Source organism: Bradyrhizobium sp. LB14.3 (genome assembly GCF_040547985.1).
Classification (GTDB): Bacteria; Pseudomonadota; Alphaproteobacteria; order Rhizobiales; family Xanthobacteraceae; genus Bradyrhizobium.
In genome coordinates this window covers 38,066-63,595 of record NZ_JBEPQT010000028.1, presented here as the reverse complement: position 1 = coordinate 63,595, position 25,530 = coordinate 38,066, and the positions used below count along the sequence as shown (strand labels likewise).

The following is a 25,530-nucleotide window of genomic DNA, read 5'->3' as shown; positions in this document are numbered from 1 at the left end:
CCTGTGAACCGCGCGCCGGCCGTGTCGTGGGGATTGCGTCAGCAGCCAGGAAGATGGATGCGATGCGAAAACACCTGTCCCGCTCCCGCTGGCCTACCATTTCTGTCCGATGCGCGACACTCCAGACTTCGCCGTGTTTTTCAACCCAGAAAGGACCCAGAGCCATGACCTCTAGCAATCGATGGTTTGCCGTCGCCTTCGTGCTGCTTGCACTGCTTCTCTCATTAGGTTCGGGAACGCTCTACGCGCGCGACGCCGATCTCGCCTCTTTCACCTTCGCGGCGGCACACACCGCTAAACAGCAATGCCTAAAAATCTGTCGTGCGCGATATCGCGACTGCCTGTCCTTGAAGCAAATACCATCCTTCGAGTGTCGCGGCATATACCAGGATTGCAACCGTTTCACTTGTTATGCCGTGCAGGGATGACCGACGTGCCTGTGACTCAGCGAGCCAGCGGCGGCCATCAGCGCTCAGCTCACGATTCCCCCGACCTTGCTGACCGACAATTCGGACGCCGGCCCCGTGCCCGCGGCGCCACCTTCATGGGGCCGGCATCTGAAAACCTTCACAAGAGCGGACGCGTCTGCCCCTTGCTCTGTGAACATGGCTTTAGGACGGACGGTGACCGCTGTACAAAGATTGTGTGTCGCAGCAGTTATGAGGTCGGCGATGACAACATTTGCGGGAAGATTGCAAAAAAGCCAACCGCAAGCCGTGAAGACACTCAGCCCAAACGCATCCGGCCGGAAAGCTCCGCAGCAGCCCCGGAGAAGTTAACGGCTCCAACCTCGGGACAAATTGTCTGCAATTCCGCTGGTTGTCGGCCGGTGCAAAAGGGCTGTCATTTAGAAGCTTCTACATCTGCCGCGATGGGATCAATGGGAGCAGCAAGTCGCAACAGAGAAGTCTGCAACTGACCGATCTTGACGGCCGGAAAATGCCGAGCATTCCAGTCAGCATTGTCTCGCTAAGGCTTCGGATGAAAATATCGGTCAATCCATGCGCACTCAGACGGCCGCCAAGCTCCCAAGAGCGCGCGCAAGATCGAGCGGCCAGTTCCGGATCGAGTGATTTGAACGCGACCAAACTACTTCCGCCCGTAGTGGGCAGATCGACGCAATCAGCAGGCCGTCGCAACCGGCCGGCATAGAACATTCATGGCAATCTCGGCGTAAGTGACCAAACGCCTATTTGATCTCACCATATGTCAGATCATCGAACAGGGTCACGCTATCCGCCTTGGTCCACAGGCCGATCATGCCCGCATGCGCAATCGTGTCGTCCTCTACCTCGAACAACGGCTGTCCGTCATAGGTCACCTTGAACCGACTTCCCGCGAAGTCGCAGCGCAGCACGTGCCATTGCCCGGATGACACCGGCGCGCTGACGCCATACCCGCCTCTGCGACCCACGATCTCAAGTGACGTTCGAACCCCATTGATCGTCTTGTACAGCACGACATTGTCCTCCAGCGCGTTGGCGCGGACCACATAATAATTATCGGCATCCTTCGCCCGCCAGATGACTCCCGCTGCGCGATCCTCGGACCCGGCGACGGCCTTGAATTTCACCTCAACGAAGCCGTCGCGGATGTTGGTATCGCGCTTGATGGCGAGGGGAAACGTCGCCCGTCCGGATTGCTTGAGAACGTTCGGCTTGCTTGGCGCCGTGGACTCGGCCTCGACAGTCCATTTCGGTTCTCCCTTGCCGGTCATCGTGAAAGTCCACCCGTCGGGCGAAGTTCCGGCAGCAGCATTGTCGAAATTCAGGGTCTCGGCCACCGCGTTCCCTCCTCCTAACAAAGCCAGCATAAATGCCAGTGCAAGCCTTCCCATGCCTTCAGCTCTTCGTGCTCGCCGTCTTGTCGAGCGCCGCACGGAGACCTTCAGCAAGCTTGACGGCATCGTCGTTCGCCCAGAAATGCATGAAGAAGAGCCGCGGCTGCTCATCCAGCATGTGGCTGTGCAGTGCCGTCACCTCGATGCCGTGCGTCCGAAGCGCCAGGATGACCGGGTTTACCTCGTCGCTGGTCAGCACGAAGTCGCCGGTGATGGCCGCCTTGCCTTCGCCAACCGGCTGGAAATTGATACCGATTGCGACGCCCATCGCGGCGACGGGGGTCAACAACATGCCGTCTTCCGTTATCGGGTCGCGCCGCTTCACGTTGAACTGGTAGACGCCGCCATTCGCTTTCCCGTTCACTCCGATGATCCGGTCGAGCTTCGCCGTGTCGAGGTCGACGGCAGGTGGCGGGTTCGCCGGCGCCGCGACCGTCAGCGGGGTCTTGCTTTCGGCGAGCGCATCGCGGATCGCGGAGGCCAGCTTGACGGGATCGCCATGGCCGGCGACGTGCATGTAGAACGTTGCCGGGCTCGCACGCAGCAGATGATTGTGCACGGCGGTGATTTCGAGGCCGCTCGCGATCATCTTCGCCATCACTGGATTGATCTCGGTCTCAAGCAGCACAAGGTCGCCCATGACCATTGCGCCGCCATGCGCAGGCTTGAATGCGACCCAGCCGCCCAGCGCCAACGCCGGCTTGATCGTGACGCCGTCCAACGTCACGGAGAGATCGCTGCGGGGAAAGCCGTAACGGCGGACGTCATCCGAGACGGCAGGCTTGCGGCCCAGGGTCTCGTCCACCTTCTGCCATTCGGCATCTTGGGCGTATGCCCGGATGAAGGGGCCGAAACCAAATGCAAGAAGGCAGATGCCAATGCCGACCATGGCCCAGATGATTCTTTTCATCGTGCTACTCCTCGCCTTCAGTTTCGCTCTTTGATTTGGCCGCTGCTGTCGACGACGAGCGTCACAGCCTTACCGTTCCTCGCCGCCTTTGCGGTGATGCCTTCGGCCGTCGACTTGACGTCGCTCACCTGCGAGTAGCCTGCCGCCTGGATCTTGGCGATCAGCTCCTCCTGGGTCAGGGCGTGGACCGGCGACAGCCCGCCCGCGAGCGCCAACAGCAGGACCGTGTGAAAAATTGTGCACCTTCGCATGTTCATTCTCCTGGTTGTGTCCCTGCCCCAGGTGAAGTCCGTTCACGAGCTTGTCCCTATCTGGCGCCCAAGGGGCGCGGCAGGACGCCGGCATTGACGCGCATGTCGACGAGCGTCGGCGCGGCCAACGTACCGACAGGTCGAGACAATCTGTGGGATGAAATCCGGATGTATGATGACATGCTGCGCCCTTGCTGATCAGGACGCGATTCTTGGGCATGTCGCCTCGCGAGGAGATCGCACTTCCCCGTCCCGCAAATAGAAAGCCTCGAGCGCGAAGCTGTCAACCGTCATGTGTTCGGGCGTCACGAAGAGTTCACTGTCCGAGCGGAACCGCGCCGACCACCGTCTTGAAACTTGCGGATGGCCTCATTAATGTCGCTCACGAGGGGACGAAGCAGACTCCCCGTGAGGCCTCGGTCCAAGCTCTGCGCAGCACGCCATTCGTGGAGCTTGCGCATGGATACCGAACGACACCCTTCTCACCAACACACCGTCGCCATCCTCTCACGCGGAGACGCTGTCGCGCGGCGGGATGCGACGGCGCAAAACAGCCGTTTCGTCCGGGTCTTCGAAGCACTTGCCGCAGTCGGCATCGAAGCCCGGCCGGTGATCTACGACGAAAGCTTTGCCGGGGAGGTGCGCGATCAATTGCTCGCGACCAGCGGCGTTCTCGTCTGGGTCGATCCGATCCACCAGGGCAAGACGCGTGCTGAGCTTGATCCCCTGCTCCGTGATGTTGCGGCGCGGGGATCGTGGGTGAGCGCGCATCCGGACGTCATCCTGAAGATGGGCGTCAAGGACGTGCTCTTCCGCACGCGTCATCTCGGCTGGGGCGCCGACACGCATCGCTATGACACCGCGGCATCCTTCCGCGCCGAATTCCCGTCGCGCCTGCTTGCGCACGGCCCGCGCGTGCTGAAGCAAAATCGCGGCAACGGCGGCCAGGGCATCTGGAAGGTCGAGGCTCTCTCGAACGCGGACGCCATGGTTCGGGTGCTCCATGCGCAGCGCGGGAGCCAGCCCGAGGACGTGCCGCTCGACGTCTTCCTCGCCCGATGCGAGCCGTATTTCGGCTGGGGCGGCTGTATCATCGACCAGGCGTTTCAACCTCGCCTGCCCGATGGAATGATCCGCTGCTACATGAGCGGGTCGAAGGTCGCGGGCTTCGGGCACCAACTGATCAAGGCCTTGATCGCGCCGCCGCCGGAAGGTGCGGACTCGCCCGAGGCCCAGCCGGGACCGCGAGTCATGCACGGACCCGATGCTCCGCAATTCCAGGTGCTGCGAAGGATGATGGAGGACGAGTGGACCCCGGGAATGATGAAGACGCTGGACATCGACGACGGCTCGCTTCCGGTCATCTGGGACGCGGACTTCCTGTACGGTCCTAAAGATGCGGCCGGTGCCGACACCTACGTCCTGTGCGAGATCAACGCGAGCTCATGCTTTGCGATCCCCGAGGAGGCCCCGGCGGCGATCGCGCGGACGGCAAAACATCGGCTCTAGCGGACGCAAAGGGCTGGTTCGGCCAAATAGAAACGCCGGGGCGAGCGGCGTCATCTCGCGCTGCGGCTCAGGGACGGTCGCGCCCGCGCCCAGAGCAGCGCCAGTGGACCCACCGCGATCCCGGCCGAGAGGACAATGAACGCCAGCAGCCAGCCGTTGGCGCTTTGCGGGCCGCCGGCTGCGTCGAGCGCGGCGCCGGTTCCCCAGGCGCCGACAGCCGACAGGCCGAAGCCAACGGTGGAGTGCAAGGCCAGGGTCGCGCCGCGATGTTCGGACACTGCAGCGGCCGACATGCCGGCGGTCAATGCGCCGGAATCGGCCGGCACCGTCAGGCCATAGATCATCAGCAGCAGCGCGAGCAGCCATGCCGGGGCGGTCGCGTTCAGCCCGATGACCAGCGCAACACAAGCCGATGCAATCATCACAATCGTGATTGCCCGATGACGCCCGAACTTCAGCGCAGCCTCGTTGCCGAGGATGCTTGCGGGCATCGAGATCACCGCGAAGCAGAAGCTCAGCACAACGGGGCTCAACCAGGAAGGCGCGCCTTGATGTGAGATGACGAAGGTCCAGAACCCGACCAGCCAGGTGCGAATGCCGTAGAGCTCGAAGCAATGGGCGCCGTAACCGAATATGTATCGAGCGCCTCGCGATTGGCGAAGACGGGCGCGAAGCTCAAAAGGCGTCCCGTCTTCGGCGCGGGGCGCTGCTCCTGCATCAGAAGGCACGCGACAACCATCGCAATGGGACCGAAGCCAGTCACGAGGAAGGCGGTCCGCCACCCCCATTCGTCAGCGATGATCTGCGCCACCAGGAACGAGAGGCCGACACCAACTGAAAAGCTCGACGTGTACAGAGTGACGGCCCGTGAAGTGTCGCCGGCGGGAAGCCGGTCCGTCAGCGCCTTCAGGCCCGGCATGTAGGCGCCCGCAAATCCAAGTCCAGCAAGGGACCAGATCGCAGTCGCGGACCAAAACCCTTGCGCGAAGATTCCGAACGCCAAGGTCGCCAGCCCGCTGAGGATCGAGCCGCAGAGCAGGACGAGTCGCGCATCGATCCGGTCGGTCAACGTCGTCAACACGGGCACCGCGAGCATGTAGCCGAACGCATAACCGCTTGCCATCAGCCCGCCTTCGGCGGCGGAAAGCCCCCAAGCCGGCATCAAATGCTGCGCAAGGTTCGCGGATAGCGTCACATGCGGCAGCAGATTGCCGACCTGGCCGATGCACATCACCGCGATCAGCGACCGACCGCTCAAGTTACGAATGCTGTCCTCCCGCCCCCAAGCCGAAACGGCGCACGAACCACGGTGGGAGAATCTCCCGCTTCACCTGCAAGAACCAAATTCATGAACAACCGCACCCCGAAGCGCCGGCCTTCTTCGCCGTTTCATCGGCCGCGCAACAGGCCGTTGGTTCCTGCTTCGCCGGCCCACCGCAGCATCCTGATGCCGCTTCAGTGGACTCGACGCCGCCGCGCGTGCAGACGCCGGTCTCCGGCAGCACGAGTTCCACCCTTGCGGCGGCTTCCTTGTCGCCGGCGAGATCGGCCGCAATCGAGCGGACCTGTTCATACCCTGTCATCATGAGAAAGGTCGGCGCGCGGCCATACGACTTCATGCCCGCCATGTAGAAGCCCGGCTCATCGTGCGAGAGCTCGCGCGCGCCGTGCGGGCGCACCGTGCCGCAGCTGTGCTCGTTGGGATCGATGAGCGGCGCCAGGGCGACCGGCGCCTCAATGGCGGGATCGAGCCGCAGGCGCAATTCGGACAGGAACGAAAAATCGGGACGAAAGCCCGTCGAGACGATCAGCTCGTCCACGATCACACTTCGCGCGCCGGCGCCGGCCGCGATCTCGAGGCAACCTTCGGATTCCGAGAGATGCGTGACGCCGAATTCGGATTCGACCTTGATCTTCCCGGAGGCAACAAGCGCAGCGAAGGCGCTGCCGAGCTGTCCGCGTGCAGCAAGCTTGTCATTCCGGCCGCCGCCAAAAGCCTTGGCGGGATCGGCGCCGCGCAACAGCCAGATAGCTTGCGTCCCCGGCACCTCGTCGGCGAGTTGCGCGAGATCGATCAGCGTGCCCACCGCGGAATGGCCGGCGCCGAGCACGGCAACGGTCTTCCCGGCATATCTGGCGCGATCGGCGCTCCGCAGATCCGGCATGCCGTAGGCGATGTGGCCGGCGCATTCAGGCTCGCCGATCGCCGGCAAGCCGTTGCGGCCCGCCGGATTGGGCGAGAACCATGTGCCTGATGTATCGATCACGGCATCCGCGCGCAGCACTTCCGGACCTCCGCCGTTCTGATAGCGGATTTCGAAGGGCGCCTGCTCTCTTCCCCTGGTCTTCGCCTTGTCGAAACCGACGCGGCTGATGGCCGAGACGCGACTGGATGTCCGGATCACCTCGCGCAGTGGCGTTCGCGTCGCAAGCGGCATCAAATATCGATCAAGCAGTTCGCCACCGGTCGGATAGGCGCTTGGGTCCGGCGAATTCCATCCTGTCGGTGCGAGCAGGCGCGCCGCGGCCTTGTCGATATTGTACTCCCACGGCGAGAAGAGCTGGACATGTTGCCATTGACGCACCGCGTGCGCGGCTTCGTGCCCGGCCTCCAACACGACGGGCGACATGCCGCGTTCGAGCACGTGCGCGGCCGCAGCCAGGCCGACGGGCCCTGCCCCGATGACAGCAACCGTTTTTTCACCGCTCATTCCACTTCTCCCATCATTCTAGAATTATCGAATAATTAGACCAAAAAATCACGCCGCCGTTTTGGCATTCTTGCATTCGGTTTCGTCGGCACAGCACTCGGACACCAGGAAGTCCACCAAGCCACGCATGCCGTCGTAGTTTGCGTGACAGACCAGGGTCGTGGATTCCCGAACCTGACTGATGAGCCCGACCGCGACCAGAGACTTGATGTGATGGGACAGCGTCGATGCGGGGATCTTCAGCTTGTCCTGCAAGCGACCGACGGGCATGCCCGATCGTCCAGCCCGGACCAGGGCTCGGTAAATCTGAAGCCGTGTCCGGTTGCCCAAGGCTTCCAGGCGTGCTGCTGCGTCGTCAATCTTCATGAGCGCCATCATGCGCCGATCGCCAGTTGCTGTCACCTGTATTTCTAGAATGTTCGAAATACCACTTCAATACAATCTGTCTGGAGCGGCACGGATTTCCGGATTGACTTCCCCCAATATTTCCATAAATCTGGATATATGGAAATCGAAGAAGCCGTTCTTGCGCTCGCAGCCCTCTCGCAATCGACCCGTCTGGAGGCCTTCCGGACGCTCGTCAGGCACGAGCCCGACGGCCTTCCGGCCGGCGATCTCGCCCGCCTGCTGGAAGTCCCGCCGAACACGCTGTCGGCCCATCTGTCGATCCTGACACGCGCGCGCCTTGTCACCTCCGAGCGACACAGCCGCTCGATCGTCTACCGCGCCAACCTCGCCGAATTCCGGGACGTTGCGGTCTTCCTGCTCCGGGATTGCTGCGGCGGGCGGCCGGAAGTTTGCGAGCCGGTCGTCGATAGCCTTCAAGCCTGCTGCTCGCCAAAACGAAAGGAGCGAAGCCGTGCCTGACCAGATGTTCAATGTGCTGTTCCTGTGCACCGGCAATTCGGCGCGCTCGAGCTTCGCCGAGTCGATCCTCCGCAAGGACGGTGCCGGCCGGTTTCGGGCGTTCTCCGCCGGCAGCAGGCCGAAAGCCGCGGCGCATCCGCTGGCGCTGCGCGATGTGGCGTAGCCCATGGGACTCTTCGAACGATACCTTACTCTCTGGGTTGCGCTTTGCATCGTGGCCGGCGTAGCGCTGGGACATGTCTTGCCAGGCTTCTTTGCTGCGGTCGCGACCGCTGAGGTTGCCAAGGTCAACCTGCCGGTTGCGGCGCTCATCTGGCTCATGATCGTGCCGATGCTGCTGAAGATTGATTTCGGCTCATTGGGCCAAGTCCGTGAGCATCGGCGCGGCGTGGGCGTTACCCTTTTCATCAACTGGGCCGTAAAGCCATTCTCGATGGCACTGCTGGGCTCGTTGTTCATCGGCCATGTGTTCGCACCGATGCTGCCGGCGGGCCAGATCTCGTCCTACATCGCGGGCCTGATCCTGCTGGCCGCCGCGCCTTGCACCGCCATGGTGTTCGTATGGTCCAACCTGTGCGAAGGCGAGCCTCACTACACTTTGAGCCAAGTCGCGCTCAACGACGTGATTATGGTTTTCCTGTTCGCACCGCTCGTGGGACTGCTGCTCGGGGTGGCCTCCATCAGCGTCCCCTGGGGCACGTTGCTCCTGTCGGTCTTGCTATACATCGTGGTCCCCGGGATCGTCGCGCAAGTGTGGCGAAGGATGCTGCTGCAAAAGGGGGGAGCTGCATTCGCCCGCAGCCTGCGGACGCTGCAACCTCTTTCGCTCGTTGCGCTTCTGGCGACGTTGGTTCTCCTATTCGGCTTTCAGGGAGAGCAGATCGTCAGACAGCCGGGCGTGATCGCGATCCTCGCGGTGCCGATCCTCGTCCAGGTTTATTTCAATGCGGGCCTGGCGTATTGGCTCAGCCGGCGGTTTGGCGTGGCCTGGTGCGTCGCCGCTCCAGCAGCGCTGATCGGCGCGAGCAACTTCTTCGAGTTGGCAGTCGCTGCCGCGATCAGCTTGTTCGGTCTGGACTCCGGCGCAGCGCTTGCAACTGTGGTCGGCGTTCTCGTCGAAGTGCCGGTGATGCTATCCGTCGTCCGCATCGTGAAGGCGACCAGAGGCTGGTACGAGGCAGGCGCTGGCAAGGCGGCCACTGCGGTTGAGGTCCGGCAATGACGACACCATCTATTCGCTATGCCGATGCGCGCGAGCCCGCAACTGTCGTGGAGGCCCGATCATGAGCGTGACGATCTATCACAACCCCGCCTGCGGCACCTCGCGCAACACGCTGGCGATGATCCGGCAGAGCGGCGCCGAGCCCGTCGTCATCGAATATCTGAAGACGCCGCCATCCCGCAAAAAGCTGGTCGAGCTGATCAAGGCCCTGGGCATCTCCGCTCGCGCGCTTCTGCGGGAGAAAGGCACGCCCTATCGCGATCTCGGCCTCGACGAGCCGAAATGGACGGACGACGAGCTGATCGACCAGATGCTCGCGCACCCCATCCTGATCAACCGTCCGATCGTGGTGACGCCCAGGGGCACACGCTTGTGCCGGCCCTCGGAAGCCGTCATCGATCTCCTGGACAATCCCGTCGGCCGGTTCGTGAAAGAGGATGGCGAGGTGGTCGAGGCCAAGTAGGTTCGCGAGAAATTCTAGCCCTTCGAGACGACCGCGCGGCCGTACGGCGGCTGGGCCGCGACCGGCGGGTTGGCGGTCTGGGCGGCGAGTTCGCCGATCAGCCGATCGGCATCGGCGGCCATGCCGTCGGGCGCCTGGATCACCAGCCGCTCCAGACCCCAGCGATACGACGAGACGCGCTGCTCGAGGCATTGCTGCACCCACTGGATGATCAGCGAATTCTCCTGCATGCGCTCGACCGCGTCCTCCTTCTCCTTCGGCGAGAGGTTGGAGACGCGCGCCATGCTGGCGTTGCGCTTCTTGTCGAGGTCGATGACGCGGATCGCAGAGCCGAAGAACGGCTCGAAGCGAGTGATGTCATTGCGCACGTCCTCGATCAGCTGCGCATAGCGCGAGGAATGCGAACGGTGCGGCTCGTCGATCAGCGTGCGTCCGTACATGGTGCGGTCGAACACGATCTTTTGCCGCCAGGGCGAGGGCAGCGCTTTGTAGTCGCCGAACACGCTCTTCCAGGCGGGCCGCGACAGTGGCGGCTCGATCAGGGGATAGGCGAGGTCGCGAAGCTGGCGCTCTTCGTCGGTGAGCTGGAATTGCGACGGCTTCAGGCCGACGCTGGAGGTGACTTCAGCGCCCAGCCAGCGATGCATGTCGTCGCTGCGCATGTCGGCGCGGGTCCGGCCGAAATCACCGCCGCTGCAGGCGGCGAGCGCAGCGCCCAGCGATACGAGCAGGATGGCCGTTACGACGGGCCGGATCTGGCGGAGGTTTTCCGGCATTGCAAAAGGCCGGATGTTAGCGGCGACGACGACGGCGCCCCGGCGCTGTGCCCTGCTCCGGCCCGTGATCGCCGCTGGGCTCATCGCTCTCGCGCTCGATGCGGATCACGGGGAGAATCAGAATCGTTCCCATGTCCGCGCGCGGAACCACGTCACCCGACGCGCCCACCCGGCGACCGGCCGGAAATTCGATAATGGTCCCCATGATCAGCTCTCTATCAATTGCCGCGCGACCCGGCGCGCTTATGCAACATGCATTCATTAAGATCAGTTCATGGTTAACGGGGTGTAAACGTGCCGGCCGGACCGTAACCGCACGGGCCGGACCTACCGTCCCCTTGCGGCACGGAACGCTTCAAAACGCGCATCGGGCTTCACGCCTCGTTTTCCTTAACGAGCCTTTAAAGGAGCCCGCGATAGGCTGACTGCCAGTATCTTTTCCAGGTCGCGTATCTCTCCATGACCAAGTCGCTGTTTCCAGGATTCGACGGACTGATGTCCCTCTCCCGTCGCGAAGGCGTCGATGTTCGTCCGACGCTGCTGCGCGTGCTGACCGACCTCTATGTTCAGTCGAGCACCCACAGCGACGACGAGCAGCGCCAGTTCGTCGAGCTTGCCATGCGGTTGATCGACCAGGTCGACGACGCGACGCGCGCGGCCGTCAAGGCGCGGCTTGCGATCTATCCCTCGACGCCCGCCCCGATCATGCAGAAGCTCGGACTGTCGGCCGCGCAGGAGGGCCGCAGGGTTCCGCTTGCGCGCGAAATCCCGGTAGCTCCGCCTGCCCCCTCCCCGGTTCGCACGCCAACCGAGGCCGAGCAGCGCATGGCCTCGAACATGGCGATGCAGCCAAAGGACGCGGCCGAGATCCACGACATGTTCTTCCACGCCGGCGCCTCCGAGCGCGCGCTGATCCTGCACAATCTGGCGCAGACCCCGCTGAAGGCCGCGCCGCGGATTCCGACCGTGCGTGCCAAGCGCGCGATCCAGATCCTGGAGATGGCGGCGATCGCGGGCGATGTCGAGAATTTCACCTTCGAGCTCGGCGACAGCCTGATCCTGCCCTCGCGCGTCGCAGCCCAGATCGTCGACGATGCAAGCGGTGAAGCGCTCGCTGTCGCGGCGCGCGCGCTCGACATGCCGAGTCCTGTGTTCCAGCGCATCTTGCTGTTCTTCAAGCCGGAGATCGGCAACTCCGTGACCGACGTGTACCGGCTGTCGCGGCTCTACGATCGCCTCAGCGATCGCTCGGCGCTGGTGTTGCTGGCCGCCTGGCGCGGCTCGACACTCGCCGTCACCCGCGCGAAGTACCAGCCGTCGCTGCATGACAGCGATCGTCAGCGCGCGCGTGCGGGCGCAAGCCAGACGCGCCCGGGCGTGCAGCCCGGCTCCGCGCCTGCGGTGCGGACGGGCACCGACGGGTCGGATCGTTAGGCCTTCGCCAGCTCGAGGAAATGCCGCCCGGCGCGGTCTTCGGTCTCGACGATCCAGACGTCCTGATCGAAGCGGATTTCCTTGGTCAGCCGTTCCTCGATGGTGTGCTCAGGCAAGGGCTGCGGCGCAACCGGCACGAAGAAGCGATCGACCGGCCGGCCATCGTCATAGACGGTCTGCGGCGCCGGTGCGTAGAGCATCGCATTGCCGTCGAGCAGCGACACCTTCACGAACACCGCGCCCGCCTCCTCGGCCCCGCGACGGCGCACCGCGCCGAACACGCCCTCGGTCTGGCACCGGCGCAGATAGGCTGAGACCCAGATGTTTGATTTTAATCGCATGGGCGCACGATAGGCCAGGGCTGCAATGAGCACCAGCCTTCGGGCTTCGGACCCTGCGAAGCCTGATGCTTATTCGACGGGGTGGCCGATCGCGGCGCCGAGCTCGCGCAGCAGGCGGTCGGACACCTGACCGGTGACCTGCATCTTGTGCTCGCGCTCGAATTTCTGGATCGCGGACTGGGTCTCGCCGCTCATCGCGCCCGTGACTTTCAAATTCCCGTAGCCGTATTCGGACAGCGCGCGCTGCACACCGGCGATACGCCGCGCGGCCGGGCTCTGCTGCACCGGAATCGGCGCGGGCGGACGCGCGATGGCGACGGACGGCGGCACCGACGCCGTTTGCTTGACCAGATTGGTCATGGGATCGCCTGAGCGCGGCGTCGATGCGGTCGCCTCAACCGGCTTCTCCGGGGCCTTCTCCGCAGGTCTGGGCTCGGCACGAAACTCCGTCGCTCTCGGCTCGAGCGGCGAGGTATCGGCGCCGACGGGACGCGGACGCGGCAAGGGGTTCGACAACGGCAGGGATGACGGCGCAGGAAGATTGATCACGGTGCCGAACATCGGCGCCGGATGCCGGCCGGTCTGGAGGAACAGCGCATTGGCAACGATCGCGCTGATGGCGGCAACGGCGACGAGACCGGCCAGCGTATCCTTCGGGCTGTGCAGCAGCACTCGCACCACGAGATTGCGCTCGGTTTCGACGTCGATCACCGCGGCCTTGGCGCCACGGCGGCGCGGAGCGGCTTCGTCCTTGGCAGACTTCTTAGGCACTTTTCTTCACCAGAGCGGGTTGGTCCTGAACTTGGTCGTGAGATTCCTGACGCGGCACCGGCGTCAGCGTCGCGATCTTGCTCTCGCTCGCCTCAGACGTCTTTTGATCGGAAGTCTTTTCATCAGACGTCTTTTGATCAGAGGTCTTGGCCTGTGGCGGCGTGTAGACGAGCGGCAGCTTGACGGTGACGGCGGTGCCCTCGCCAAGCCTGCTTTGTACCGTCAATTCGCCAAGATGCAACGCCACGAGGCTCTTCACGATCGAAAGTCCGAGGCCGGTTCCTTCGTGACGGCGCTGATAAGTCTTGCCGGCCTGGAAGAACGGCGCGCCGACGCGCTTGAGATCGTCAGGCGCGATGCCGATTCCGGTGTCGCTGATGCCTAGCGCAAGCTGCGAGCCCGACACCGCGGCTGTTACGGTGACCTGACCGCCGCGCTCGGTGAATTTGATGGCGTTGGCGACGAGGTTGAGCACGATCTGCTTGAAGGCGCGCGGATCGCCGGTCATGAAAGGCAGGTCCTGCGGCGCATCGGTGACGAGATCGACGCCGTTCTCCCGCGCCTTCAGCGCCAGCAGATTGCAGCAATGCATCACCGATGCACGCGGCGCGAACGGCTCGGAGGCAATCTCGAAATTGCCCGATTCCATCTTGGACATGTCCAGGATGCCGTTGACGACCGAGAGCAGATGCTGGCCGGAATCGTTGATGAGCTGGGCGTATTCCCTGCGCTGGGCCGCGCCCAGCATCAAGGTCTGTTCCTGCGCGATCATCTCGGAGAAGCCGATGATGGCGTTGAGCGGCGTGCGCAGTTCGTGGCTCATGGTGGCGAGGAAGCGCGTCTTGGCGGCGTCGGCCTCCTCGGCGGCGCTGCGCGCCCGATCGAGCGCCTGCTCGGAAAGCTTGCGGTCGGTGACATCGCGCATCACGGCGACGACATCGGCCTCGCGCGTGGCATCACGGCCCGCATCCTGATCGAGCGGGCGACAGCGCAACTCGACCCAGATGAAATCAATTTGGCCACGCTCCGAGCCGACAGGCTCCCGGCGCAACCGGAACTCGACACTGCGCACGTCGCCGCGCGCGGCATCGGACAGCGCCGTCAGATACGCCGGACGATCGGCGACATGGACCCGGTCGAACAGGCCGTGGCCGAGCAGTTGCGCGACGGGCACGCCGAGCATGGCTTCCACCGCCGGCGAGATGAACTGCACCGCGCCGTTGCGCCGATGCCGCGAGATGACGTCGCTCATGTTCCGCGCCAGCAGGCGGTAACGCTCTTCCTCACGCAACAGCAGCGCAAAGCTGGTGCGCGCGAGCGATTCCGCCCCGAAGGCGAGGCCTGCGGCATAGAGGGTCGCCGAGGCGACGCCGAACGCCATCAGCACGCCGCGCTCCGCGGCGCTGGTGTCGCCAATCGGCAGCCAGCCGAGCTGGCTGACAAGGATGAGGATGCCGGCGCAGGACAGTGCAAGCAGCGAGGCAAAGGCCGCGACACGGCGCGAGGCCGACAACGCAGCTTCGAGGGGAACCACGACCAGCCAGATCGCGGCGAATGATTCGATGCCGCCGGTCGTAACCGCAACCGCCATGATCAGGCCCGCGAGCGCCAGCGACGACAGCACATGCGCGCCTTCATAGCGCCCGGTGCGCGACAGGAACCAGGACAACAGGATCGGCGCGATCAGCCAGGCAAAGGCGGCGACCTCGATCGCGCTCGGCGCGCCGCGCATGGCGAGATAGACCGGGAATGCGGCAAAGGCGGCCAGGCTGCCGAGCAGACGCGGCGCCATGAAGGCACGATGGCGTGCTCGCGTCAGCGCGTCGTAACGCGCGGAGGGATGCAGCAGCGCATCGAGACAATCGCGGATGATACTCAAAACTGTCACGGATCTCGCGCTTCGGCTTACTCGTCGAGAAGACGTGCCGGAACGCCTCTCCTTATCGTGAGGTCACCGTGTCAGAGCGACCTTAAACGAACACTAAGGCGATGCGGCGTGCCGCCGGACACCGTGTCATCGCGGGGCTTTTTAGACGATTTGACGACGTCATCGGCAAGAATGGTGAACACAGGGTTTCACCGTGATCCGCATGGTTTCGAAATGGTGGATGGGCGTGCCGGCAGAATCACGGGCGTGGGCGTCAATCGAAAATTTACGAGACCCTCGATTTCGAAGATTTTTGCGTAAATTTTCTGCGAATTAAGCGGAAGGCAATCACTTGCGATTTATCGAGAGTTGCTAGGTCCGACATCCGCGGAGATGCCGCGGCGGGATCTAACATACAGGTCGCAAGATGCGCTTTCTGCTTCGCATCACATTCTGGCTCGGGCTGGTGCTGGTGCTCCTGCCGCGGGACAAGACGCCCGAATCGGACAAGCTGCCGCAGATCGGCGCCGCCGACGCGGTGCAGGCTGCGACCGCGGCCGTCTCCGACATGACCCAGTTCTGCAAGCGCCAGCCCGCGGCCTGCGAGGTCGGCGGACAGGCCGCAACCATCATCGGCCAGCGCGCACAGGACGGCGCGCGCAAGATCTACCAGATCATCAACGACAAGAAAGAGCAGCTCGAGAAGCCCGACAAGAAGGCGCCCGACCACACCGGCTCGATCGCGCTGGCCGGCGAAGGCGACACTGCTACGAGCGAAGCCCCGCGCGACACCCTGTCCCAGGACGACCTTGCGCTGGAATGGCGCGGCCCGCCGCCTGCGCCAGCGAATTAGCCCCCAAACCCTATCGATTTCACGGCCTTGCGTCCCTATATTGGCCTGAACGGGAACACGGGCCAGCATGACGACGATCGACGAAATCAGGGACAATTTCGAGATTCTGGACGAGTGGGACGACCGCTACCGGTACGTCATCGAGCTCGGCCGCACCCTGGAACCGATGTCCGAGGCTGAGCATTCGGCCGAGAACAAGGTGAACGGCTGTGTCAGCCAGGTCTGGCTCCAGAAGCTGATCGATCATCGCCATGGCGGCGCGCCGATCCTGAAATATCGCGGCGACAGTGACGCCCACATCGTGCGCGGGCTGGTCGCGATCGTGCTGTCGCTTTACTCCGGCCGCACGCCGCGGGAGATTCTTGCGACTGACGCCATTGCCGTGTTCGACGAGTTCGGCTTTCGCGATCATCTGACGCCACAGCGTTCCAACGGCCTGCGCTCGATGGTCGAACGTATCAAGACCGACGCGAAAGAAGCGCTCGCGGAAGCGTCATGAGGACCCTCCTGGTGAGGAGCGCGGAACGCGCGTCTCGAACCATGACGGCCCCGCTCTCGCTCGCGGCCGTCCTTCGAGACGCCCGCTTTGCGGGCTCCTCAGGATGAGGGCCGAGTGAGCTGATGTAACAGCGGCTCTACTTCCGCTTCCGCTGCTGCTGCCCCAGTCCCATCTGCTTCGCAAGCTGCGAGCGGGCCACCGCATAGTTCGGCGCGACCATGGGATAGTCGGCAGGCAGGCCCCATTTCTCGCGGTATTGCTCCGGCGTCATGTTGTACTGGGTGCGCAGATGGCGCTTTAGCGACTTGAAGCGCTTGCCGTCTTCCAGACAGACCAGATAATCCGGCGCGATCGACTTCTTCAGCGAGACCGCCGGCTTCGCCGGCTCGAGCGGCGCTGTCTCGGTGCGGCCTGACGACACCCGCACCAGGGCACCGTGCACCTGGCTGATCAGGTTCGGAATCTCAGCCGCAGGCGTCGGATTGTTGCTGAGATAGGCCGACACGATGCTCGCCGTCAGCTCAATGAAATTCTTAGCCCCGGCATCCGACATGGGCCCGACCTTTCTCGACCTTGCGTCTCACGGGATTGACGACGCGGAAGTATTCCGTGTCAACAATACGTTCGGCTGAAATGAGATGACTGACGAGGCTGGACTGATTTACTGGCGGTGCGACAAGAATAGCCACGCTTTACTTGCCTGCAGCAGATCTCAGGACCGCTGGTCGAGATGGGCGCGCAGCTCGTCGATCGAGGCAAAGCGCATCATGCCCTCGGGCATCTGCGCTTCGATCGAGCCGTCGGAATAGAGCGAATAGCCCATGCCATCGACGATGCCGGATTTGAGCACGGTCACGGGCGCCTGCTCGACCGCTGGAGCCGGCTCGGGTGCAGGTGGAGGAGCAGCCTCCGCGAAGGTCGACGGCGAGCGCGGCGGCGGGCGCCGCGAGGCGGCCGGCGGCTCCTGAGGCCTCATACGGTCCGGCTTCGGCCAGGCGTCGTCAAAGCTCGCAGGCGGACCATCCGGTGCGTCAGGCGCCGCCGGCGGCTCCGCATGCGGCAGCGGCGGCACGCCCTCGCCGCCCTTCGCCTCCGCGCGCTCGCGCTCCTTGCGGGAGGTCGAGGCGAACATCAGGTTACGCCGGCGCGGCGGTTCCGCAGCCTCAGGCAGGACCGGAACTTCCGGCTCCGGCGACGGCTCGACGCGCGGACGCTCTCGCGCGGCCGCTTCGTTCTGCCACGGCGGCGGCCCTGAGGCAGGCAATGGCGGCGTCGGCTCGATCTTCGCTGCGCCCACCGGCTCGGGCGCGGGCGTTCCAGGCATCCCGGGGCCCGGCAGGACGGGGCTGACCCGAACATCGGACGGTGCGACTGATCCAGCCAGCCGGCGCGCGATGCCCTTCAGTTCCGCGATCACGACGTAGAGGCCGGCCAGTAACATCCCGGAGCAGACGCCGACCGTACCTGAGATTATGAGGGTGCTGCCGAGACTGAATTCCCTGACGGTAAAGCCAAACAAGATCGCAAGGAGGCCCGCCAGAACGGCGAAAATCCCCGCGATCAACAATACCAACGCCATCTAACTCACCCCCGGCCGCGCAGCCATACGCGACACCCGTCACGCCACGATACCGTCATACCGTGTTCCACGCCAACGTCGAATTGAAGCCTCTGTTCCTGAAGGGAAGGATATCAGGCACTTATTCACATTCCCTTCAGCTACGGATCGCTAGTTCTAAGTAGCTCTCAAGTTGGTCGGATTTGCTGCGTCGCATCAGGAATTTAGCCATAATGCCCAATTACTTGGTAATGGAACTGCGCTATAGGGATTCCGGGGAGCAGGCCCGCGCGCACCAGCAGGGCCAAGCGGGGATTCCGGGTCACCAATAGCCATGACATCCATCACGACTTCGGCGATCGACACGCCTCTGCGGCGCTCGGTTGAACGGACTTGCGACGATCTCGCCATGCTGGTGCTGGCTGCGGTCGCCGTCATTGCAGGCTTGACCTTCCGCGACTACGGGCTCGGCTGGGACGACTACACCCACGCTGAATATGCCGACCTGTTGCTGCGCATGTTCGGTTCCGGCTTCAAGGACACCGCGGCACTCTCCTTCGCCAACCTCTATATGTATGGCGGCGGCTTCGACATGGTCGCGGCTCTCCTGCACAAGGTGATTCCGCTCGAGTTGTTCGAGACGCGGCGTCTGGTCGGCGCGGTCGTCGGCGTGATCGGGCTTGCGGTGACGTGGCGGCTCGGCCGCCGCATCAGCGGCCCCCTTGCGGGACTTGCCTCGCTCCTGCTGCTCGCACTCTGCCCGATCTTCTACGGCCACATGTTCATGAATCCGAAGGATGCGCCCTTCGCGGTGGCCATGATCATCCTGATGCTGGGTCTGGTCCGCCTCGCCGAAGAATATCCGCAGCCTTCGCCGCGCACGATCCTGATCGTCGGCCTTGGCGCCGGCCTCTCGCTCGGCACCCGCATCCTTGGCGGCCTTGCGCTGGTCTATGCCGTGATCGGCTTCATGCCGCTGTTCTTGGAGGAACTGCGTAGCGAGGGTCTGCGCGAATCGGTCCGCCGCTTCGCTCATGTCGTCTATTTGTTGCTGCCCGGCCTCGTGCTCGGCTACCTCGTGATGGGGCTGATCTGGCCGTGGTCGATCATGGAGCCCGGCAATCCCTTCGAGGCGCTGACCTACTTCTCGCACTTCTTCGAGAAGCCCTGGAAGGAGATGTTCGACGGCGCGATCGTGTCCGTGCCCGACATGCCCTGGTCCTATCTGCCGACGCTGTTCGCGCTTCAACTGCCCGAAGTGATGCTGGTGCTGATGTTCGGCGCCGTGATCGGCACCTTCGCGATGCTGCCGCGCCGCGAGATTCCCGCCCGCCGCAAGACCATCCTCTTGATGCTGACGCTCGCCGCGACCCTGCCGCTCGCGATCGCGATGGTGAAGCGGCCGGCGTTGTACAACGGCATCCGCCACTTCGTCTTCGTGATCCCGCCGATGGCGGTGCTCGGCGGCGTCGCCTTTGGCTGGGCCATGGAGCGCCTGCGCGCCAATCACCGCACCTGGCAGCCGGTCGTGCTCGCGACCTTCTGCTTTGGCCTTGCGCTCTCGCTCGCCGAGATGATCCGGCTGCATCCGTATCAATACACCCACTTCAACCACATCGCCGGCACCGTGCGCGGCGCCGACGATCGCTTCATGCTGGATTATTGGGGTCTCGCGCTGAAGCAGGCCTCCGACGAATTGCGTGAGCAGCTCGTCGAGCGCCAGGAAGTGCCGCCGCGCAACCGCAAATGGAAGGTCGCCGTGTGCGGCCCGCAGCGCCCCGCCCAGGTCGCGCTCGGCCCCGACTTCACCATCGGCTGGGATTCCCATGCCGCCGATTTCGCCATGACGCTCGGTGAGTTCTACTGCAAGGGCCTCACCGCGCCCGTGCTGGTCGAGATCAAACGCGACGACGTGGTGTTCGCCCGCGTCTACGACATCCGCGGCAGCAGCATTTCCAGCCTGCTCTCGATCCCGGCGCCGTAATAATTTTTCTCTATGCGGGCCACGCCTAACTGCCGCGCTTTCAGCGCCTTGCCGCCGACCATCACCAAGACTACGCTTCCGCTCCGCAACAACGGTGTTCGGAGAGATAGGCCATGTCGCCAGCGGAAGCGCGTCTGAAGGAAGTGCCCTCGAACATGACGGAGGCCGAGTGGCAGCAACGGGTCAATCTCGCCGCCTGCTATCGGCTTGTCTCGCTCTACGGCTGGGACGATCTGGTCGACACGCACATCTCCGCGCGCGTACCCGGCCCCGAGCATCATTTTCTCATCAATCCCTACGGGCTGATGTTCGACGAGATCACGGCGTCGAGCCTCGTCAAGGTCGATCTGCACGGCAACCAGCTCTCCGAGAGCGAGTACAGCATCAACCCGGCTGGCTTCACCATCCATTCGGCGATCCACGAGGTGCGCGAGGACGCGATCTGCGTGCTGCATCTCCACACCCTCGACGGCACCGCGGTGTCGAGCAGCGCCGAAGGCCTGCTGCCGCTGAACCAGACCGCCCAGCTCGTCACCCACGACCTCGCCTATCACGACTATGAAGGCATCGCGCTCGACCATGACGAGCGGCCGCGGCTCCAGAAGGATCTCGGCGACCATAACCACATGCTGCTGCGCAACCACGGCACGATGACGGTCGGCCGCTCGGTCGCCTCGGCCTTCGAGCGCATGTATCACCTCGAGCGCGCCTGCTCGATGCAGGTGTGTACGCGCGCGCTGGGCACGCCGGTCTATCCGGTCGACGACATCGCGATCGACAAGAACACCGAGCTGCTCGCCAACCGCGACCGCGCCGAGCTGCGCGCCACCAACCTGGTGTGGCCGCCGTTGCTCCGCAAGCTCGACCGCGAGCTTCCGGGCTACCGGTCTTGAGATTTTCCGGATTTGGTGTAAGGTAGCGGTCAACTAACCTCTACACCTTTTCGAATGAAACGCCGCCCAATTCCGGGCGGCGTTTTTATTTGGTGCGGCCTTCTCTGCTCGTCATTGCGAGGAGCTTTTGCGACGAAGCAATCCAGACTGTTTCCACGGAGGGATACTGGATTGCTTCGCTTCGCTCGCAATGACGGGGATAGGGGGCGTCCCTACTTCACCTCCGCGAGCGCGGCGAGGATGCGGGCCCAGGAGCGGATGCCTTTCTGGAAGCTGCGCAGATCGTACTTCTCGTTCGGCGAGTGGATGTTGTCGTCGTCGAGGCCGAAACCGACGAGCAGCGAGTCGAGCCCCAGCGCGCGCTTGAAGTCGGCGACGATCGGGATCGAGGCGCCCGATCCCATCAGCACGGTCTCCTTGCCCCATTCCTCGGTCAGCGCGGTCTTGGCTGCGGCGAGCGGCTTCATGTTCCAGTCGAGCGCAATCGCAGGCCCGGCGGAATGGTCGCCGAATTCAACTCTGCAATCTCCCGGAATCCGCGCCGACACATACTCGCGGAAAGCCTTGCGGATCTTCGCGGGATCCTGGCCTTCGACCAATCGGAACGACACCTTTGCCGATGCGTGTGACGGGATCACCGTCTTGGAGCCCTCGCCGATATAGCCGCCCCAGATGCCGTTGACGTCGCAGGTCGGACGCGTGGAAGCCTGCTCGACCAGGAGCCGGCCCTTCTCGCCGGCCGGTATCGATAGCCCGACTGGCTTGAGGAACGTCGCCGGCGTGAAGTCGAGCTTCTTCCACTGCGCGAGAATGTCCGGCGGTGCGTCCTTCACGCCGTCATAGAAGCCGGGGATGGTGATGCGGTTGTCGTCGTCGAACAGGCTGCCCAGAATTTTGGTCAGCACCCGGATCGGGTTCATCGCCGTACCGCCGAACACGCCGGAGTGCAGGTCGCGATTGGCGGCGGTGATCTTCAGCTCTTCATAGAGCAGGCCGCGCAACGATGTCGTGATAGCCGGCGTGTCGCGATCCCACATGCCGGTGTCGCAGACCAGCACGTAGTCCGCCCCAAACTCGGCCTTGTTGGCTTCGATGAATGGCACGAAATTCTTCGAGCCGACCTCTTCCTCGCCTTCGATCAGGAAAGTGACGTCAATCGGCAGCGAGCCCGTCACCTTCTTCCAGGCGCGGCAGGCCTCGACGAAGGTCATGACCTGGCCTTTGTCGTCTTCGGCGCCGCGCGCGACGATGATCTTGCGGCCGTCGGCATGGTCGGTGACAACAGGCTCGAATGGCGGACGGTGCCAGAGATCGAGCGGATCGACGGGCTGCACGTCGTAGTGACCGTAGAACAGCACATGCGGCCGGCCACCGGCGACACTCTTGCCGACGACCGCGGGATGGCCGGCGGTCGGCCTCACTTCAGTCGCAACGCCGAGGCTCGCGATGTCCTTGGCCAGATGTTCGGCCGCCGCCTTGCAATCCGCCGCGAAGGCGGGATCGGCGGAGATCGACTTGATCCGCAACAGCGAGAACAGACGCTCCAGGCTGTTGTCGAAATCCTTGTCGATGTGGTCGAGCACGGATTGAAGCTGTGCATTGGCCATGGTCGTGTTCCCTGCGTTCAAGATGTCTTGGCTTTTAGCGCTGCCGCGGCCTTGGGACCAGCCGCATCCGGCGGATGGCGGATGTGCCATGCGAGGCTACCTGCGAGGACCGCCGTGGCGACGAGGTTATTGCCCCAGGCTTGAAAGACATTGGGAAACCACGGCAGCGACAGCAGCATGAGCACGCCGGCGGCGCCTAGGGCGAGCCAGGTTCCCAGGCGTACGTTCGCCCGCTCGTCGAAGGCGGCGCGATGCATCAGCACCGTCATCGGGAAGAACAGCCACATGAAGTAGTATTGCCGCGCCAGGGGTGATGCCACCGTCATCAGGCAGAACAGGATGCCGAGCTCTTCGGCGTCCGACCGCGCCGTTCGCCGCCCCTGCCGTGGCATGACCGCGACGAAGGCGAGTCCGAGCAACGCCGACAGCACCAGCACGATCCAGTTCGCCGTCCTGTAATCGACGTCGATGACATTGATCGTGCGCGGCGGCTTGTTGGCATCTTCCTGATTGTAGTTGATCGGCCGGACCAGCCGGTGCGTGACAGCAATGAGGGACTGGTTCACCCACGACCAGTTCTGCTCGTCGCGCTGGCCAAATCCCTTTTCCGAGCTCGACCCGACCATGCCCTGATACCAGGTCTTGAGCTCGGCGGCATTGCGCTCGAAGCCGCGAATGGGTGCCGGCACGACATAGAGAAGCATGCCGGTGAAGGCAATTGTTGCAACGGCGGCCCCCCACTTCCGTCGCCAGACCAGATAGGGCAGCACCGCAATGGGAAACACCTTGATGGCGGTGGCGAGCGCGAACATGAAGCCTGCAAGCCAGGAGCGCTGATGCTGCAAGCTCCAGAAGCCGTAGAGCATCATCGCCAGCAGGACGAGGTTCGGCTGGCCGAGATCGAACATGTCGAACACGAAAGTCACGGTGACGAAAGCGGGCAGCGCCTCCAGCCAGGGGCCGGGCCTGTGGCCCGAGCCGGTCATGGCGTTGGAAAACATTCCCGTGTACCACCACGCCACAATATTCAGGATCGACAGCACGGTGTAGAGCGCGACCTTGCCGAACCAGCTCGGGATCGCCAGCAGGATTGCCGGCAGCGGTGGGTAGATGAACTCGAAGTACTCATGGATGTCGTCGGGATAGAGCGGCCCGCCCTGCAAGACCTGCTGCCCGGCCCAGTACCACAGCCCGTAATCCTTGGTCTTGCCATGCCCGAAGATCTCGGGACCGAGGACGTCGGCGGCCAGGATGAAGCAGCAGAGCAGGAAGAGCAGGTCGAGCGGCGCACGCAGCGCCAGGGTTCGGAGTGCGCCGGGTTCGGCGAAAGATTCAGGTGAGGTCACGGTGTGGTCCAGTCATGGGCCATAGCACCTAGCAGACCGATGGACGCTTGGAGAGCCCCTCACCCGAATTTGTTCCCGTCGCGCATCAGGCAACTTCCCGAAAACGGCCTGATGCGGCGAAGGGCCTAAAATGGCGACAACATGCCTAGCGCCGCAGCAAGCCGCCGAGCGCGCCGCGGACCAGCGTGCGGCCGATCGAGCCACCGAGCTTGCCGGCGACCGATTTGCCGATATTGGCCGCCATCCCCCCGATCACCTGGTTGGTCACCGATCGGGTCATGTCGCGCGCGATGACCTGGCCCGTCGACAGGCGGCCGCGCTTGACGTTGGTGCCGAAGATGGTGCCGACGATCGAGCCGATCTGGCCGAGGATGCCGCCGCCTTCACCGCCCGCCGCGCCTGGATCGGCAGGCGCGGCCGTGCCGGCAATGCGCTGCTGGATCATCTCGTAGGCGGACTCATCATCAACGGCGGTGTCGTATTTGCCCTTCACCGGGCTTGCATCCATGATCGCCTTCCGCTCTGCCGGCGTAATCGGTCCGATCCGGGCCGAGGGCGGCCGGATCATCACCCGCTCGACCATCGCGGGCGTGCCGTTGCCTTCGAGAAAGGACACCAGCGCCTCACCCTTGCCGAGCTCCATGATCACCTTGGCGGTGTCGAGCTTCGGGTTGGGCCGAAAAGTCTGGGCCGCGGCGGCGACCGCCTTCTGGTCGCGCGGCGTGAAGGCGCGCAGCGCGTGCTGCACCCGGTTGCCCAATTGCCCGAGCACGCGGTCGGGCACGTCGACCGGGTTTTGCGTCACGAAATAAACGCCGACGCCTTTGGAGCGGATCAGACGCACCACCTGCTCGATCTTGTCCATCAGCGCCTTGGGCGCGTCGTTGAAAAGCAGATGCGCCTCGTCGAAGAAGAATACCAGCTTCGGCTTTGGCAAATCGCCGGCCTCCGGCAGCTCCTCGAACAGTTCTGACAACATCCACAGCAGGAATGTCGCGTAAAGCCGTGGGCTCTGGAGCAGCTTGTCGGCGACGAGGATGTTGACCATGCCGCGACCGTCGCGGTCGGTCTTCATGAAGTCTTTCAGCGTCAGCGCCGGCTCGCCAAAGAATTTGGTGCCGCCCTGGTTCTCCAGCACCAGAAGCTGGCGCTGGATGGTGCCGACGGTCGCCTTGGTGACGTTGCCAAAACCCTGCGCGGCTTTGCGAATCTCGGCGAGCGGATCCGCCGCGGCGTCCGGCCCCTTCTTGCCGCTGTCGGGCACGATGGCATCGAGCAGCGCCCGCAAATCTTTCATGTCGATCAGGACAAGGCCGTTGTCGTCGGCGACGCGGAAGGCGACGTTGAGCACGCCTTCCTGCACGTCGTTCAGGTCGAGCATGCGTGCAAGCAGCAGCGGGCCCATTTCCGTGACGGTCGCCCGCACCGGGTGGCCCTGCTCGCCGAATACGTCCCAGAACACCGTCGAGAACTGGTCGGGCTGGAATGTCAGCCCCATCTCGGTGGCGCGCTTGAGGATGAAGTCTTTGGCTTCGCCAACCTCGGAGATGCCGGAGAGGTCACCCTTGATGTCGGAGGCGAAGACCGGAACGCCGGCGCGCGCAAATCCTTCCGCCATGACTTGCAGCGTCACCGTCTTGCCGGTTCCCGTTGCACCCGTGACGAGGCCGTGGCGATTGGCGAGCGCCAGCGTCAGCCACGCCTGCTCGTCTCCCTTGCCGACGAAGATCTTGTCGTCGGTGTCGCCGAGCTTGCTGTCCTGTGCGGTCATTATTCTCTCTGATCTCTCTGCCGTGTTTCGCGTATCGAAACTCGAATGCACCAGTTC

24 protein-coding genes and 2 pseudogenes are annotated in these 25,530 nt (G+C 63.8%); 10 read left to right on the top strand and 16 right to left on the bottom strand.

What is annotated here, in order from left to right; all coding sequences use genetic code 11:
- Positions 1–1,189: 1,189 nt before the first annotated feature.
- Genes ABIB00_RS32630 through ABIB00_RS32620 form a run of 3 tightly spaced genes read right to left on the bottom strand, consistent with a single transcriptional unit; the run spans position 1,190 to position 3,001 of the window.
- A complete protein-coding gene (locus tag ABIB00_RS32630) occupies positions 1,190–1,894 on the bottom strand; it encodes a hypothetical protein (RefSeq protein WP_354107184.1) in 705 nt (234 codons plus the stop codon).
- A complete protein-coding gene (locus ABIB00_RS32625; RefSeq protein WP_247349926.1) occupies positions 1,842–2,750 on the bottom strand; it encodes a DUF1259 domain-containing protein in 909 nt (302 codons plus the stop codon). Before ABIB00_RS32625 ends, ABIB00_RS32630 begins: the two co-directional genes overlap by 53 nt.
- A gap of 17 nt (positions 2,751–2,767) precedes the next feature.
- Complete coding sequence (locus ABIB00_RS32620; RefSeq protein ID WP_247349925.1) at positions 2,768–3,001, bottom strand: hypothetical protein; 234 nt, start codon at positions 2,999–3,001, stop codon at positions 2,768–2,770.
- 459 nt (positions 3,002–3,460) lie between these two features.
- Here ABIB00_RS32620 and ABIB00_RS32615 point away from each other — a divergent pair, with 459 nt between their 5' ends.
- The gene (locus tag ABIB00_RS32615) at positions 3,461–4,510 is read left to right on the top strand and encodes a Cj0069 family protein (RefSeq protein WP_354107183.1); all 1,050 of its coding nucleotides are present in this window, start codon (positions 3,461–3,463) and stop codon (positions 4,508–4,510) included.
- Positions 4,511–4,560: 50 nt separating this feature from the next.
- On the opposite strand, the pseudogene ABIB00_RS32610 reads toward ABIB00_RS32615, so the two are convergent.
- The 3 genes and pseudogenes from ABIB00_RS32610 to ABIB00_RS32600 all read right to left on the bottom strand — a co-directional run bounded on the left by ABIB00_RS32610 (position 4,561) and on the right by ABIB00_RS32600 (position 7,587).
- Positions 4,561–5,741: pseudogene (locus ABIB00_RS32610) on the bottom strand (MFS transporter).
- Positions 5,742–5,856: 115 nt separating this feature from the next.
- Positions 5,857–7,221, bottom strand: coding sequence for an NAD(P)-binding domain-containing protein (locus ABIB00_RS32605; RefSeq protein ID WP_354107182.1), 1,365 nt, complete (start codon positions 7,219–7,221; stop codon positions 5,857–5,859).
- Between the two features lie 48 nt (positions 7,222–7,269).
- Positions 7,270–7,587, bottom strand: coding sequence for an ArsR/SmtB family transcription factor (locus tag ABIB00_RS32600; RefSeq protein WP_247350255.1), 318 nt, complete (start codon positions 7,585–7,587; stop codon positions 7,270–7,272).
- 138 nt (positions 7,588–7,725) lie between these two features.
- Between ABIB00_RS32600 and ABIB00_RS32595 the strand changes: the two genes are divergently transcribed.
- The 4 genes and pseudogenes from ABIB00_RS32595 to arsC all read left to right on the top strand — a co-directional run bounded on the left by ABIB00_RS32595 (position 7,726) and on the right by arsC (position 9,773).
- A complete protein-coding gene (locus tag ABIB00_RS32595) occupies positions 7,726–8,088 on the top strand; it encodes an ArsR/SmtB family transcription factor (protein ID WP_247447754.1) in 363 nt (120 codons plus the stop codon).
- Positions 8,081–8,239 (top strand): annotated as a pseudogene (locus ABIB00_RS32590) (arsenate reductase/protein-tyrosine-phosphatase family protein); the annotation flags it as partial. The gene ABIB00_RS32595 and the pseudogene ABIB00_RS32590, both read left to right, overlap by 8 nt.
- A 15-nt stretch (positions 8,240–8,254) precedes the next feature.
- Positions 8,255–9,310, top strand: a complete 1,056-nt coding sequence (gene arsB / locus ABIB00_RS32585; RefSeq protein ID WP_354107181.1) for an ACR3 family arsenite efflux transporter — start codon at positions 8,255–8,257, stop codon at positions 9,308–9,310.
- A 61-nt stretch (positions 9,311–9,371) separates the two neighbouring features.
- A complete protein-coding gene (gene arsC, locus ABIB00_RS32580) occupies positions 9,372–9,773 on the top strand; it encodes an arsenate reductase (glutaredoxin) (RefSeq protein ID WP_354107180.1) in 402 nt (133 codons plus the stop codon).
- A gap of 14 nt (positions 9,774–9,787) precedes the next feature.
- On the opposite strand, the gene ABIB00_RS32575 is transcribed toward arsC, so the two are convergent.
- Together ABIB00_RS32575 and ABIB00_RS32570 are read right to left on the bottom strand one after the other, a co-directional pair.
- Complete coding sequence (locus ABIB00_RS32575; protein ID WP_354107179.1) at positions 9,788–10,549, bottom strand: hypothetical protein; 762 nt, start codon at positions 10,547–10,549, stop codon at positions 9,788–9,790.
- 16 nt (positions 10,550–10,565) lie between these two features.
- Positions 10,566–10,754, bottom strand: a complete 189-nt coding sequence (locus tag ABIB00_RS32570) for a hypothetical protein (protein ID WP_354107178.1) — start codon at positions 10,752–10,754, stop codon at positions 10,566–10,568.
- Between the two features lie 254 nt (positions 10,755–11,008).
- On the opposite strand from ABIB00_RS32570, the gene ABIB00_RS32565 reads away from it, so the two are divergent.
- Entirely contained in the window at positions 11,009–11,983 is a 975-nt protein-coding gene (locus ABIB00_RS32565) for a DUF2336 domain-containing protein (protein ID WP_354107177.1), read from the top strand.
- Here the strand turns inward: ABIB00_RS32565 and ABIB00_RS32560 are convergent.
- From ABIB00_RS32560 to ABIB00_RS32550, 3 genes are all read right to left on the bottom strand, one after another.
- Positions 11,980–12,324, bottom strand: a complete 345-nt coding sequence (locus tag ABIB00_RS32560) for a DUF1491 family protein (protein ID WP_247447761.1) — start codon at positions 12,322–12,324, stop codon at positions 11,980–11,982. The genes ABIB00_RS32565 and ABIB00_RS32560 overlap by 4 nt on opposite strands.
- Positions 12,325–12,393: 69 nt before the next feature.
- Positions 12,394–13,095 carry a peptidoglycan-binding domain-containing protein gene (locus ABIB00_RS32555; RefSeq protein ID WP_354107176.1) on the bottom strand — a complete coding sequence of 234 codons (702 nt, stop codon included), beginning with the start codon at positions 13,093–13,095 and terminating at the stop codon, positions 12,394–12,396.
- Positions 13,088–14,983: a sensor histidine kinase gene (locus ABIB00_RS32550; protein WP_354107175.1), complete on the bottom strand. Its 1,896-nt coding sequence runs from the start codon at positions 14,981–14,983 to the stop codon at positions 13,088–13,090. Before ABIB00_RS32550 ends, ABIB00_RS32555 begins: the two co-directional genes overlap by 8 nt.
- Positions 14,984–15,389: 406 nt before the next feature.
- Between ABIB00_RS32550 and ABIB00_RS32545 the strand changes: the two genes are divergently transcribed.
- Positions 15,390–15,815, top strand: a complete 426-nt coding sequence (locus tag ABIB00_RS32545; protein WP_247349913.1) for a DUF5330 domain-containing protein — start codon at positions 15,390–15,392, stop codon at positions 15,813–15,815.
- 67 nt (positions 15,816–15,882) lie between these two features.
- Complete coding sequence (locus ABIB00_RS32540) at positions 15,883–16,314, top strand: SufE family protein (RefSeq protein ID WP_354107174.1); 432 nt, start codon at positions 15,883–15,885, stop codon at positions 16,312–16,314.
- A 136-nt stretch (positions 16,315–16,450) separates the two neighbouring features.
- Here ABIB00_RS32540 and ABIB00_RS32535 read toward each other — a convergent pair whose 3' ends face one another.
- The gene (locus ABIB00_RS32535; protein WP_036005917.1) at positions 16,451–16,867 is read right to left on the bottom strand and encodes a Ros/MucR family transcriptional regulator; all 417 of its coding nucleotides are present in this window, start codon (positions 16,865–16,867) and stop codon (positions 16,451–16,453) included.
- A gap of 159 nt (positions 16,868–17,026) precedes the next feature.
- Positions 17,027–17,893 carry a DUF308 domain-containing protein gene (locus ABIB00_RS32530; RefSeq protein WP_354107173.1) on the bottom strand — a complete coding sequence of 289 codons (867 nt, stop codon included), beginning with the start codon at positions 17,891–17,893 and terminating at the stop codon, positions 17,027–17,029.
- Between the two features lie 313 nt (positions 17,894–18,206).
- Here ABIB00_RS32530 and ABIB00_RS32525 point away from each other — a divergent pair, with 313 nt between their 5' ends.
- Both ABIB00_RS32525 and ABIB00_RS32520 read left to right on the top strand, forming a co-directional pair.
- Complete coding sequence (locus ABIB00_RS32525) at positions 18,207–19,856, top strand: ArnT family glycosyltransferase (RefSeq protein WP_354107172.1); 1,650 nt, start codon at positions 18,207–18,209, stop codon at positions 19,854–19,856.
- 113 nt (positions 19,857–19,969) lie between these two features.
- Positions 19,970–20,749 carry a class II aldolase/adducin family protein gene (locus tag ABIB00_RS32520; RefSeq protein WP_354107171.1) on the top strand — a complete coding sequence of 260 codons (780 nt, stop codon included), beginning with the start codon at positions 19,970–19,972 and terminating at the stop codon, positions 20,747–20,749.
- A gap of 212 nt (positions 20,750–20,961) precedes the next feature.
- Here the strand turns inward: ABIB00_RS32520 and ABIB00_RS32515 are convergent, their stop codons facing one another.
- The 3 genes from ABIB00_RS32515 to ABIB00_RS32505 form a co-directional block, all read right to left on the bottom strand.
- Positions 20,962–22,356: a M20/M25/M40 family metallo-hydrolase gene (locus tag ABIB00_RS32515; RefSeq protein WP_354107170.1), complete on the bottom strand. Its 1,395-nt coding sequence runs from the start codon at positions 22,354–22,356 to the stop codon at positions 20,962–20,964.
- A gap of 17 nt (positions 22,357–22,373) precedes the next feature.
- The gene (locus ABIB00_RS32510; RefSeq protein WP_354107169.1) at positions 22,374–23,702 is read right to left on the bottom strand and encodes a glycosyltransferase family 87 protein; all 1,329 of its coding nucleotides are present in this window, start codon (positions 23,700–23,702) and stop codon (positions 22,374–22,376) included.
- Positions 23,703–23,847: 145 nt separating this feature from the next.
- On the bottom strand, positions 23,848–25,473 hold the full coding sequence (locus ABIB00_RS32505) for a helicase HerA-like domain-containing protein (protein WP_354107168.1): 1,626 nt from the start codon (positions 25,471–25,473) through the stop codon (positions 23,848–23,850).
- Positions 25,474–25,530 lie beyond the last annotated feature (57 nt).

Coding starts and splice junctions, on each gene's coding strand:
- ABIB00_RS32560 (WP_247447761.1), bottom strand. CDS start 12,324: ATGCGATTAAAATCAAACATCTGGGTCTCAGCCTATCTGCGCCGGTGC.
- ABIB00_RS32535 (WP_036005917.1), bottom strand. CDS start 16,867: ATGTCGGATGCCGGGGCTAAGAATTTCATTGAGCTGACGGCGAGCATC.
- ABIB00_RS32615 (WP_354107183.1), top strand. CDS start 3,461: ATGGATACCGAACGACACCCTTCTCACCAACACACCGTCGCCATCCTC.
- ABIB00_RS32545 (WP_247349913.1), top strand. CDS start 15,390: ATGCGCTTTCTGCTTCGCATCACATTCTGGCTCGGGCTGGTGCTGGTG.
- ABIB00_RS32595 (WP_247447754.1), top strand. CDS start 7,726: ATGGAAATCGAAGAAGCCGTTCTTGCGCTCGCAGCCCTCTCGCAATCG.
- ABIB00_RS32575 (WP_354107179.1), bottom strand. CDS start 10,549: ATGCCGGAAAACCTCCGCCAGATCCGGCCCGTCGTAACGGCCATCCTG.
- ABIB00_RS32620 (WP_247349925.1), bottom strand. CDS start 3,001: ATGCGAAGGTGCACAATTTTTCACACGGTCCTGCTGTTGGCGCTCGCG.
- ABIB00_RS32530 (WP_354107173.1), bottom strand. CDS start 17,893: ATGGCGTTGGTATTGTTGATCGCGGGGATTTTCGCCGTTCTGGCGGGC.
- ABIB00_RS32515 (WP_354107170.1), bottom strand. CDS start 22,356: ATGGCCAATGCACAGCTTCAATCCGTGCTCGACCACATCGACAAGGAT.
- ABIB00_RS32520 (WP_354107171.1), top strand. CDS start 19,970: ATGTCGCCAGCGGAAGCGCGTCTGAAGGAAGTGCCCTCGAACATGACG.
- ABIB00_RS32540 (WP_354107174.1), top strand. CDS start 15,883: ATGACGACGATCGACGAAATCAGGGACAATTTCGAGATTCTGGACGAG.
- ABIB00_RS32565 (WP_354107177.1), top strand. CDS start 11,009: ATGACCAAGTCGCTGTTTCCAGGATTCGACGGACTGATGTCCCTCTCC.
- ABIB00_RS32525 (WP_354107172.1), top strand. CDS start 18,207: ATGACATCCATCACGACTTCGGCGATCGACACGCCTCTGCGGCGCTCG.
- ABIB00_RS32625 (WP_247349926.1), bottom strand. CDS start 2,750: ATGAAAAGAATCATCTGGGCCATGGTCGGCATTGGCATCTGCCTTCTT.
- arsC (WP_354107180.1), top strand. CDS start 9,372: ATGAGCGTGACGATCTATCACAACCCCGCCTGCGGCACCTCGCGCAAC.
- arsB (WP_354107181.1), top strand. CDS start 8,255: ATGGGACTCTTCGAACGATACCTTACTCTCTGGGTTGCGCTTTGCATC.
- ABIB00_RS32505 (WP_354107168.1), bottom strand. CDS start 25,473: ATGACCGCACAGGACAGCAAGCTCGGCGACACCGACGACAAGATCTTC.
- ABIB00_RS32600 (WP_247350255.1), bottom strand. CDS start 7,587: ATGAAGATTGACGACGCAGCAGCACGCCTGGAAGCCTTGGGCAACCGG.
- ABIB00_RS32605 (WP_354107182.1), bottom strand. CDS start 7,221: ATGAGCGGTGAAAAAACGGTTGCTGTCATCGGGGCAGGGCCCGTCGGC.
- ABIB00_RS32570 (WP_354107178.1), bottom strand. CDS start 10,754: ATGGGGACCATTATCGAATTTCCGGCCGGTCGCCGGGTGGGCGCGTCG.